The following is a 10486-nucleotide window of genomic DNA, read 5'->3' as shown; positions in this document are numbered from 1 at the left end:
CGATGCCCTCGATCTTGCGGCGGCGCTCGGCCTGGGCGGCCTCGTCGCGGGCGAACTGCAGCAGGTCCTGGATCTCGGCGGAATCCTCGAGCTCGCGGCTGGCGGCTTCCAGCATCTGGACGGCGACGGCGTAATCCTTGTGCCGCATCGCCTCCTTGGCCTTCTGGATGTATTGCGCCTTGACCTGCTCGGTCTTCTCACGCTCGGCGCTGTCGCGGACGATGGCCAGGAGCGACTGGAGGCGCGATTCGCTGGGCGCCTTCTGCGCGGCCTTCTCCAGGAGCGCGAGCGCGTCGCCCGCCTTGCCGGCGTCGAGCAGCTTGCGGGCCGCGGACATCTGTTCGTCGAGGAACTTGCGCTTTTCCGCCGCGTCCTTCTGCTTCTCGGCGATGGCCTTGAGTTTCAACAGCGCCGGCTCGTTGGTGTACTTCTGCAGCGCGGCGTCGGCCTTCGCGCTGGCGTCGGAGTACTGGTCGCGCGAAAGGGCCTCTTCGATCTCGGTGGTAAGCCGCTCGAGGTCGCGGCGGCGCATCTCCTGCTCGCGGCCGGAGGATGCCAGGTTCATCAGCGCGTGGACCTCGGGGCTGGAGGGATCGATCTGCTCGGCGGCCTTCAGCATGTCAAAGGCATCAGTGAACTTGCGCGACGAGATCTGCTTGCGCGCCTCGTCCAGGATGCTCTTGACCTTCTGGTCCTTCGACTTTGCCTGGAGTTCCCTGCTGATGGCGACCTGCAGCGCCTTGGCCTGCGCGTTGTCGGGCTCGAGGCGCAGAGCCTCTTCGACGTGCTTGAGCGCGTCTTCGAGGTGGCCGGAGAGCTGGCCGGATTCGGCGCGGCGGACCTCATCGGACGCCTTGTCGCGGCGCTGCTTGGCTTCGCGGGCGAGGTCGCGGAGGTTCAGCAACTCGGGATTGGTCTTGTCGAGCGAGATGGCCTGGTCGATGTAGGAGATGGCGTCTTCGAAGAGCCGCTGCGAGAGGGCGTCTTCGGCGTGGGAGCGGAGTTGGCGGATCTGCTCGCCGCGCTGCTGCTTCTGGAGGCGCTGCTGCACATCGTGCATCAGCTCCTTGGCGACGGAGTGCTGGGTGTCGACCTTCAGCACCTGCTGCAGCAGCTCCTTGGCGCGCGTGAGCTCCTGCTTCTCGATGGAATTCCTGGCGCGGACGACGTAGTCCGACACCATGCTCTTCTTGAGCTGCTCCTGGACGCGCGAGAGGTCGAAGGCGAAATCTTCGGCCGTGGCGTAGCGTTCTTCGCGATCCTTGGCGAGGGCGCGGAAGAGGACCTCCTCGAGCTCGGCCGGATAGTCGGAGAGGAAGTTCTTCAACGGCGGCGGAGGCTCGTGGATGATCTTGAGCAGCGTGGCGGCGGTATCCCTGCCGTCGAAGGGGAGCGTCCCGGTGAGCAGCTCGTAGAGCATGACACCGGCGGAGAAGATATCGGTGCGGCCGTCGACGACCTGGGCGTTGATCTGCTCGGGCGACATGTAGGTGATGGTGCCGACGACCTGGCCGGTCTTGGTGAGCGAGGCGTCGCCGATGCGCGCGATGCCGAAGTCCACGATCTTGGCCGCGCCGTCCCTGAGGACCATGAGGTTCGCGGGCTTGATGTCGCGGTGGACGATGCCGCGCTGGTGCGCGTAGTTCAAGCCGTTGCAGCACTGGATGATCCAGTCGAGCTTCTGCACCAGGCTGGTCTCGCGGCGCGAGGCGATGAGCTTGTCGAGGGGCTCGCCCTCGAGGAACTCCATGACGAGGTAGGGATTGCCATCCTGGTCGCCGAGGTCGTAGACGATGACGATGTTGGGGTGCTGCAGGGTGCCGGTGGACTGCGCCTCGCGGTAGAAGCGCTTCAGCAGGTCAGGATTGTCGGCGAAGCCGCCGGTCATCATCTTGATGGCGACCAAGCGGCCGATGCGGTTGTCCATCGCCTTGTAGACGACGCCCATCCCGCCCTTGCCGAGGACTTCGACGACGTCGTACTTCCCGATCTTGGCGAGGGTCTTGGCGGGCATCTATTGGGTCACCTTGAGCAGTTGCCCACCCACCAGGACCATGGCGCCGACCGGGACGGGCGTCCGGCCGCGCGCCTTGACGAAGGTGCCGTTGCGGCTGCCGGCGTCCTCCAGGAAGAAGTTCTCTCCGCGCTGATACACCTTCGCATGGGAGCGGCTCATGAAGCCGTCCTCGGGGAAGGTGTAGGTCCCTTTCGTGCGGCCCCAGGTGATCTCCTGCTCGGTCAGGGGAAAGTGGCCGCCGTCTTCCGGGATGCCGTCGGCTTTCAGCGCGATGAACTCCGCGACCGGCTCCTTGAGGATGTTGGTGAGGTCCACGACCGTGGTGCCCATGGCCGCGGCGGCCGCCATGGCCTCGGGCTTCTCCTTGAAGCGGAAGGCGCGGCGGCCCATCATCAAGACGTCGCCATCCTGGAGCATGTAGGTGGCGATGAGCCGGACGTAGACGCCGCGCTTGTCGGCGCCGATGTCCTCGACCAGCAACTGACCCTTCTCGACTTCGAACCGCGCATGCAGCGACGAAAGCTGGTGGTCGGCGGGAAACTTGAGGTCGCCCTCCGTGCGGCCGACGGTGAGCTTGTTGTCCTTGAGTTCGTGGTCCGAGCCGACAGAGCCGTCCTTGCGAATGTGCTGCAGGCGGTATTTCGGCATGACCATCGCCGCCTTGGGCGACGCGACCATGGTGTGCGCCGCCGCCGGGCGGGCGATCTTCGCGTCGCTCCAGGTGACCTCGAACAGGTCGCGGTCGCCTTCCTTCCCTTTCAGGGCGAAGCGGCCGAGGTGCGAGAGCTTGAAGCGGCCGAGAGGCGCGACCTGCTGGTTCAAGCTATCGGAGATGACGATCTGCTCGGGCATGGCGACGCTCTCCACGCGCGAGGCGACGTTGACGACGTCGCCGAAGACGTCGTTCGATTTCACGATGCCGGAGCCGTGATTGAGGCCGATGCGGATGAAGACGTGGTCCTGCTCGGGCTTGGGAGCGTTGAACTCGATGAGGGAGCGCTGCATCTCGATGGAGGCCTGCACGCTCTCGGCGGCGTCGTCGAAGGTGGCCATGATGGCGTCGCCGATGGTCTTGACGACGCGGCCGCCGTGGCGGGCGACGATCTGGCCGAGCATGTCGTTGCACTGGTGGACGAGCATCAGGCCGGCCACGTCGCCGTACTTCTCGAAGTAGGCGGTGGAGCCCTTGATGTCGGTGAACATCACGGTGATCGTGCGCCGGAATTTTTCCAGCTCCGCCAGCAACTCCGCCTGTCCGCGCGAAGACTGGATGATCTGCGTGACGCTGTTCTGCGACATTCGGTCCCTATCACGCCCCGAAGGGCATGCCAGTTTGTTATCTGATAACCAAGGCGTTCCCGGCGGAGCGCCGCAAGCTGTGCCTGTTTCCGCGCCGCGACCTGGGGGACCGAAGCGGGGCGAAAGCACCATTCCAATGCGGAATCCGCTGGTTGTGGATAGTTAAAGTACCACGACTTCACGGGCTTGAAGAACAGCTTTCAGAGGCAGAACGCGTGCCGAGACGTTACTTTTGGAATGTGATTCCCGAGTATCCATCCGGCCGAGACTGTTGGCTCGGTGGTACACCTTAGCGGAAGCGCTGCCGGAGAGATGCCGCGAGACGCGCCGCGCCTTCCGCAAACCGCTCGGGGGCCGGGAGCAGGCTGACGACCAAGTAGCCCTCGGCCGAAAAATCGTAGAAGTGGCCCGGGTGGACGACCACTCCCTGCTCGAGCAGCGCGATGGCCACGTCCTCATCGCTGGCAGTCTGTGGGACGCGCAGCACGGCGTACCAACCGCCCTCGGCCTCGAGGCGGACTACGGATGGCACCGCCTGCAAGGCGGCGTCGAGCGCGGCGAGATTTGCCTGCATCCGTTTTCCCAGTTGCGCCTGGAACTCGGAGCGGAAGGCGAGCAGCGCGGGCAAGGCGAGCTGGAGCGGCGTGTTCAGCGAGAGGTAGGTGTCGGCGATGACCTCGAGCCGCGACAGCGCCGCCTCCACCTGGGCCGCGGGTCCGCCCGCGACCAGCCACGCCACTTTCATCTGCGGGAGCCCGGCGATCTTCGACAGTCCGCTCAAGGTGCAGGTGAGCGCAGTGTCGTTGCGCACCAGCGAAGGGTGCTGTGCCTGGTCGAAGGCGAAATCGAGGAACACCTCATCGGCGACGAGCGCCAGCTCCCGCGCCGCGCAGAGCCGGTTCAACCCTTTCAGCTCTGCCTCGCGAACATAGGAGCCGGTGGGGTTGTTCGGGTTCACCAGCATGATGGCGCGCGTGCGCGGCGTGAGCGCCTGCTCGAGCGCGTGCAGGTCGACGTGCCAGCCGTGGTCGTAGAAGAGCGGGTAGCGGACCGGGGCGACGTCCTGGATGGAGGCGAGGTACTCGAACAGCGGGTAGCTGGGCGCGGGCACCAGGATCTCGTCGCCCGGGTCGCAGAGCAGGCGGAAGATCCAGGAGTAGGCCTCGCTGGTGCTGGTCGCCAGCAAGATGCGGTCGGGATCCGCCCTCTCCCCGCGCGCGGCGTAATAGGCGCTGACGGCCTCGCGCGCCGAGCGCAACCCGCGGGCCTCCGGCGCGTAATCGAGGGCGCGCGGGTCGGGCAAGGCGTCGAGCAGCCAGTGGGGATAGTCGAAGCCGCAGCGCGTGGGATTCGACTCGGAGAGGTCGAACACCGGCTGGCCGCTTCGCCGGCGGGCGTCGAGCGCCTGGGTGAAGCGGTTGGGCTGGTCGTGCCACGCGGTGCGGCGCGCGAACATGGCGCATATCGTAGCAGTGCGGCTTTGCGCGCACGGCAACCTTTCAGTAGCATGGCAAGCTCCTAAGCCGTAGCGGCCCTTTTCTGTCCCCCGAACCGGAGTCTGCATGCTGAAGGACCTGCTCGCGCGCTGGCCTGTCATCCGCCAGATCACCGAAGGCGGCGACGGCACCGGCCAAGAAGCCATGAGCGACGAGACACGCCGGCTTCTTCCCAAGCACTACGACGCCGAGGTCGCGCGCTCCATCTGTCCTTATTGCGGCGTGGGATGCGGGCAGCTCGTCTTTCACAAGGGCAACCAGCTGATCTCGATCGAAGGCGACCCGGAGTCGCCGATCTCGCGTGGGCACCTCTGCCCCAAGGGCGCCGACAGCTTCGAGCTACTGACCCATGCCGGGCGCGAGTTGAAGGTGAAGTACCGCCGCCCGTATTCGAAGCACTGGGAATCGCTCGACCTCGAGACGGCGATGGACATGATCGCCGACCGCATGTGGGAGACGCGGGAAAACAGCTTCCAGGAAAAGAAGGATGGCGAAGGGCTGATGCAGACCACGGCGATGGCGCATCTGGGCGGCGCCACGCTCGACATCGAAGAGAACTACCTGATCAAGAAACTCTTCACGGGAGGTCTGGGCATGGTCTGCTTGAGCAACCAAGCCCGGATATGACACAGCTCGACGGTGCCCGGTCTGGGCACCTCGTTCGGGCGCGGGGGCGCCACCACCGCGCAGCAGGACCTCGCGAACGCGGACGCCATCCTGATCATGGGCTCGTCGATGGCGGAGAACCATCCCGTGGGCTTCCAGTGGGTGATCGAGGCGCGGGAGAAGAACGGCGCGAAGGTCATCCACGTGGACCCGCGCTTCACGCGCACCTCGGCCATGGCGGACTACTGGCTGCCGCTGCGCGCCGGGTCCGACATCGTCTTCCTCGGCGCGCTGGTCAACTACGTGCTCCAGAACGAACGGGACTTCCGCGAATACGTCGTGCATTACACGAACGCGCCCACCATCCTGCGCGAAGACTTTCGCGACACCGAGGACTTAGGCGGCCTGTTCTCCGGTTGGGACGACAAGGAGAAGAAGTACGACCCGACCAGCTGGCTCTACGAGGGCTCGCCCAAGAAGGATCAGAAATCGGAGGAACCCGCAGGACACTCCAAGGCCGGCGGCGGGCACGGCAAGGACCGGGGCGGTGAAGCCGGGGACGTCGGCAAGCACAAGCAGGACAAGACGCTGCAACATCCGCGCTGCGTCTACCAGGTGTTGAAGCGACACTTTGCGCGCTATACGCCGGAGATGGTCGAGCGCGCCTGCGGCATCCCGAAAGAAAAGTTTCTCGAGGTCGCCGAGGTCTTCGTGTCGAACTCGGGCCCGGAGCGCACCGGCGCAATCTGCTACGCGGTCGGGTGGACGCAACACTCCGACGGCGTGCAGATCATCCGCACGGCGTCGATCCTGCAACTGCTTTTGGGCAACATCGGGCGGCCGGGCGGCGGCATCCTCGCGTTGCGCGGGCACGCCTCCATCCAGGGCTCGACCGACATCCCCACGCTGTACGACATCCTGCCGGGCTACATGCCGATGCCCTTCTTCGAGGCCGACTCGCACGCGCTGGCGGACTACATCAAGAAGCATCGCGCCGCGACGGGCTGGTGGCACAACTTCGACAAGTACATCATCAGCCTGTTGAAGGCGTGGTACGGCGAGGACGCCAGCGAGGCGAGCGAGTGGGGCTATGGGTGGCTGCCGCGCGTCACCGGCGACCACTCGCACTTCGGCTACTGGCTCGACATGGCCGACGGCAAGGTGGAAGGCCTGCTCGTGATGGGGCAGAACCCGGCGGTCGGAGCGCCCAACGCGCGCCTGGAGCGCAAGGCGCTCGCGCGGCTGAAGTGGCTGGTCGTGCGTGAGATGGTCGAGACGGAGACCGCAGCCTTCTGGCATGACGGGCCGGAGATCGAGCGCGGTGAGTTGAAGCCGGAAGAGATCGGCACCGAGATATTCTTCCTGCCTGCGGCCGGGCACGCGGAAAAGGAAGGGTCATTCACCAACACGCAGCGAACGATCCAGTTCCGGCAGAAGGCCGTCGAGCCGCCGCAGGACTGCCGCAGCGATCTCTGGTTCGTGTACCACCTCGGGCGGCGGCTGAAAGCCAAAACCGAGCGTGACCGGCGTTCGCGCAGCGCCGGCCTGCGCGCCCTCACCTGGGACTACGGCGTGCACGGGCCGCATCAGGACCCGGACATCCGCGCCATCCTGAAAGAGATCAACGGGTACACCGTCGCCGACGGCAAACACGTGAGCGGCTACAAGGAGCTCAAGGCGGACGGGTCAACGGCGTGCGGCTGCTGGATCTACTCCGGCATGTTCCCCAAGTCCGACGAGCTCAAGCCGGAGAAGCGCGAGCCCAAAGGCCGCTACGGGCATGGCTGGGGCTACGCGTGGCCGAACGACCGCCGCATCCTCTACAACCGCGCCTCGGCGCGGCCCGACGGGCGGCCGTGGAGCGAGCGCAAGGCGCTGGTCTGGTGGGACGAGAAGGAAAAGAAGTGGACCGGGCACGACGCGCCCGACTTCACGCCCGACAAGGCGCCCGACTACAAGCCGCCGAAGAATGCGCAGGGCGATGAAGCGCTCGCGGGCGACAAACCGTTCATCATGCATCCGGACGGCGACGGCTGGATCTACGTGCCGAGCGGACTGAAAGACGGGCCGCTGCCCACGCACTACGAACCGCTGGAGTCGCCCATCGCGAACCCGCTCTATCCGGAGCACGGCGAGAATCCCGCGTCGCAGAAGAAAGAGCGGCCGGACAACGCATACGCCTTCTCGCCTGGAGACGCGCGTTTCCCGTACGTGCTGACGACCTATCGGCTGACCGAGCATCACACTGCCGGCGGCATGACGCGCACGTTGCCGCACCTCGCGGAGCTGCAACCCGAGCTGTTCTGCGAGCTCTCGCCGGAGCTGGCCAGCGAAGAAGGAGTCGAGCACGGCGAGTGGGTCACCATCGGTACGCCGCGCGGGCTGATCGAGGCGCGCGCGCTCGTCACGAATCGCATGCCGGCGCTCACCATCGACGGCAAGCGTGTGCACCAGGTCGGACTTCCCTATCATTGGGGATTCCGCGGCCTCGTGCAAGGCGACGTGGTGAACGATCTGCTGGCGATCTCGGAGGAGCCGAACGTCCGAATCATGGAGACGAAAGGACTGCTCTGCAACCTGCGCGCGGGTCGCCGCCAGGGCGGCAAGCGCGACCTGGCGGAGATGAAGCGCGAACTGGCGCGACCCGTATGAGCCCGATCACCGCATTCCTGACCGACTCCACGCTGTGCATCGGGTGCAAGGCGTGCGAGGTCGCGTGCAAAGAGTGGAACGGCATCTCGGCCGACGGCCTGGAGTTCACCGGCTTCTCCTACGACAACACCGGCGCGGTCGGACACTCGACGTGGCGGCACGTGAAGTTCGTGGAGCAGGAGCCCGAGACCGGGCTGGGCGGCAACGCGCCCGACTTCCCCGCATGGGGATTCTCCTCCGACGTCTGCAAGCACTGCGAGCGCGCGGGGTGCCTGGAAGCCTGCCCGACCGGGGCCATCGTGCGCACCGAGTTCGGAGGCGTATTCATCCAGCCCGACGTCTGCAACGGCTGTGCGTACTGCGTGGTGACGTGCCCGTTCGGCGTGGTGGAAAAGAACAAGAGCGACGGCCGGGCGTTCAAGTGTACGTTCTGCTACGACCGGCAGAAGGTGGGCCTGCAGCCGGCGTGCGCGACGGCTTGCCCGACGGAGTCCATCACGTTTGGTGACATCAATGAGTTGCGCCGTACTGCTAAAGAAAGGGTTCAACAGCTGCGGGAGCGCGGCATGGAAGACGCGGGCATCTATGACCCGCAGCACACCTCGGTCGAAGGGACGCATTCCATCTTCGTGATGCGGGGCGATCCACGCTCCTATAACCTTCCGCCCGACCCGGAGACGCCTGGCCTTTACCTGAGTGCCGGGTGGCGCTCGGCCGCGATCGCGGCCGGAGCGATTTTCGCCGGCGCGCTGCTCGCCTTCCTGGGAGATGGCGACCGATGAGCAGCGAACCGAAGGCCCCCATCCGCGAGGCGCGACTGCTCGAGATACGTCGCGAGGCGGAGCGGCGCGGCATCGTGATGTCGCCGGGCGCGCGGCCGGGCGGCGCTCCCTTCCCGGTGGCGTCACCGGAGACCGGGTACTACGGCATCCCGCTGCTCAAGAAGCCGGCGTGGACGTGGGAGATCCCGCTCTATTTCTTCGTGGGCGGCGCGGCGGGTGCGGCGGCGGTGATCGGCGCGATGGCGAATTGGACCGGCGCCGACCGCCGGCTGGTCCGTGACGCGCGCTGGGTGGCGGCGCTCGGCGGACCTATCTCCACCGGGTTGCTGATCGCCGACCTGGGGCGTCCCGCGCGCTTCCTCAACATGCTGCGCGTGTTCAAGGTGCAGAGCCCGATGTCGGTGGGCGCGTGGACGCTGGCCGCGTTCGGCACCGCGAGCGCGGCCTCGGCGTTCGCCGAAGCGGTGGACCGCATGTCGGGCGGGCTGGTGCCGGTGCGCGTGCTCGGCAACGCCGCAGAGGCGTTGGCGGCCTCGACCGGCGTGGTGATGTCCACCTATACCGGCGTACTCATCGGCGCGACCGTGATCCCGGCGTGGAACCGGAACGTCCGCACGCTGCCGCTGCACTTCGCGGCGTCGGGGGTGGGCAGCGCGGTCTCCATCCTCGAACTGATGGGACACGACCGCAGCCGCGCGCTGAACCTGATGGGGCTGGGCGCGGCGGCCTACGAAGCGTACGAAGGCCTGGAGATCGAGAGCCACCCGGAACCGGCGAACGAACCGCTGCGGCACGGCGTGAGCGGCTGGGTGACGCGCTCCGGCGGCGTGCTCTCGGGGCCGGTCCCGCTGCTGCTGCGGCTGGCTTCGTTCACGACCAGTGGCGAACAGGCGCGCAACTTCCGGCGGGCGGCGGCGATGTCGACGCTCGTCGGGTCCTTCATCACGCGCGTGGCATGGATGATGGCGGGAAAGGCGTCTGCGCGGGATCACCGCTTGCCCCTCGGGCTCGGCGCCGGGGCAGTACACCGCCAGGAACTTCCGGCGAAGGCTCGCCAACAGGAGCGCAACCTGCTCCCTTCCCAGCATCCGGACAAGCAGCACGGGCTGAAGAGCTGACGCGAGACGCGGCAACTGAGATTTCCGTGCAGAAGACAAGAGTCGGCCTTGAAAGGCAGTCCAAGGCGTGTGCGCCGAGCTTAGGCGGCGAGCCTTGAAATCTCTATCGGCTCAGTCGCATGGTGCTCGGGCTCCGCAACCAGTCGCGATTCCGGCAACAGGCTGGGATGGAGCGCGATGCCCGCCAACTGGAGCGCGCGGGCGGCCGCTTCGCTCTCAGACGCACCGACGGCCTTAATATTGCCGGCCGAGCCGGCTAGCATCGCTGTCCAGCGGTCGCCAGTATGGCTGGTCGTGATGGTAACGGTATAGCGCATCTATCCTTTGATGCCTTCCCGAGGTATGCCGTGGAGGCTATTGCACTTCAAGGCACGCCACCCCGGCGCGAACCTGGTCTGGTTCGGCTGGTATCGTGGGTCATCCAGACGAGCGGGTTGCTTTTCTATGTTGACGGCGTCAGCCAAAGCCGGGTAGCTTTAGTCAACGGGGCCCTCACCAGCCGAGTCATCGTCGAGG

General features: G+C 66.3%; 7 protein-coding genes. 3 read left to right on the top strand and 4 right to left on the bottom strand.

Annotated elements, in window-relative coordinates:
• The 3 genes from VLA96_01980 to VLA96_01970 all read right to left on the bottom strand — a co-directional run.
• Positions 1-2014, bottom strand: a 2014-nt coding sequence (locus VLA96_01980) for a protein kinase (protein HSE47956.1), incomplete at its 3' end; no start/stop codon positions are given.
• The gene (locus VLA96_01975) at positions 2015-3316 is read right to left on the bottom strand and encodes an adenylate/guanylate cyclase domain-containing protein (protein HSE47955.1); all 1302 of its coding nucleotides are present in this window, start codon (positions 3314-3316) and stop codon (positions 2015-2017) included.
• 289 nt (positions 3317-3605) lie between these two features.
• A complete protein-coding gene (locus VLA96_01970) occupies positions 3606-4772 on the bottom strand; it encodes a pyridoxal phosphate-dependent aminotransferase (protein ID HSE47954.1) in 1167 nt (388 codons plus the stop codon).
• Positions 4773-4878: 106 nt separating this feature from the next.
• Between VLA96_01970 and fdh the strand changes: the two genes are divergently transcribed.
• From fdh to nrfD, 3 genes are read left to right on the top strand one after another with little or no spacing between them, the layout of a single operon-like run.
• Positions 4879-8070, top strand: a complete 3192-nt coding sequence (fdh, locus tag VLA96_01965) for a formate dehydrogenase (GenBank protein HSE47953.1) — start codon at positions 4879-4881, stop codon at positions 8068-8070.
• The gene (locus tag VLA96_01960) at positions 8067-8852 is read left to right on the top strand and encodes a 4Fe-4S dicluster domain-containing protein (protein HSE47952.1); all 786 of its coding nucleotides are present in this window, start codon (positions 8067-8069) and stop codon (positions 8850-8852) included. The genes fdh and VLA96_01960 overlap by 4 nt, the downstream gene beginning before the upstream one ends.
• On the top strand, positions 8849-9970 hold the full coding sequence (nrfD, locus tag VLA96_01955) for an NrfD/PsrC family molybdoenzyme membrane anchor subunit (GenBank protein ID HSE47951.1): 1122 nt from the start codon (positions 8849-8851) through the stop codon (positions 9968-9970). Before VLA96_01960 ends, nrfD begins: the two co-directional genes overlap by 4 nt.
• 80 nt (positions 9971-10050) lie before the next feature.
• Here the strand turns inward: nrfD and VLA96_01950 are convergent, their stop codons facing one another.
• Positions 10051-10287 carry a hypothetical protein gene (locus tag VLA96_01950; GenBank protein ID HSE47950.1) on the bottom strand — a complete coding sequence of 79 codons (237 nt, stop codon included), beginning with the start codon at positions 10285-10287 and terminating at the stop codon, positions 10051-10053.
• Positions 10288-10486: the final 199 nt, after the last annotated feature.

This window comes from Terriglobales bacterium, assembly GCA_035457425.1.
Taxonomy (GTDB): domain Bacteria; phylum Acidobacteriota; class Terriglobia; order Terriglobales; family Acidobacteriaceae; genus JACPNR01.
The sequence above is the reverse complement of the archived record's forward strand: the minus strand, read 5'-3'. Positions and strand labels throughout refer to the sequence as shown.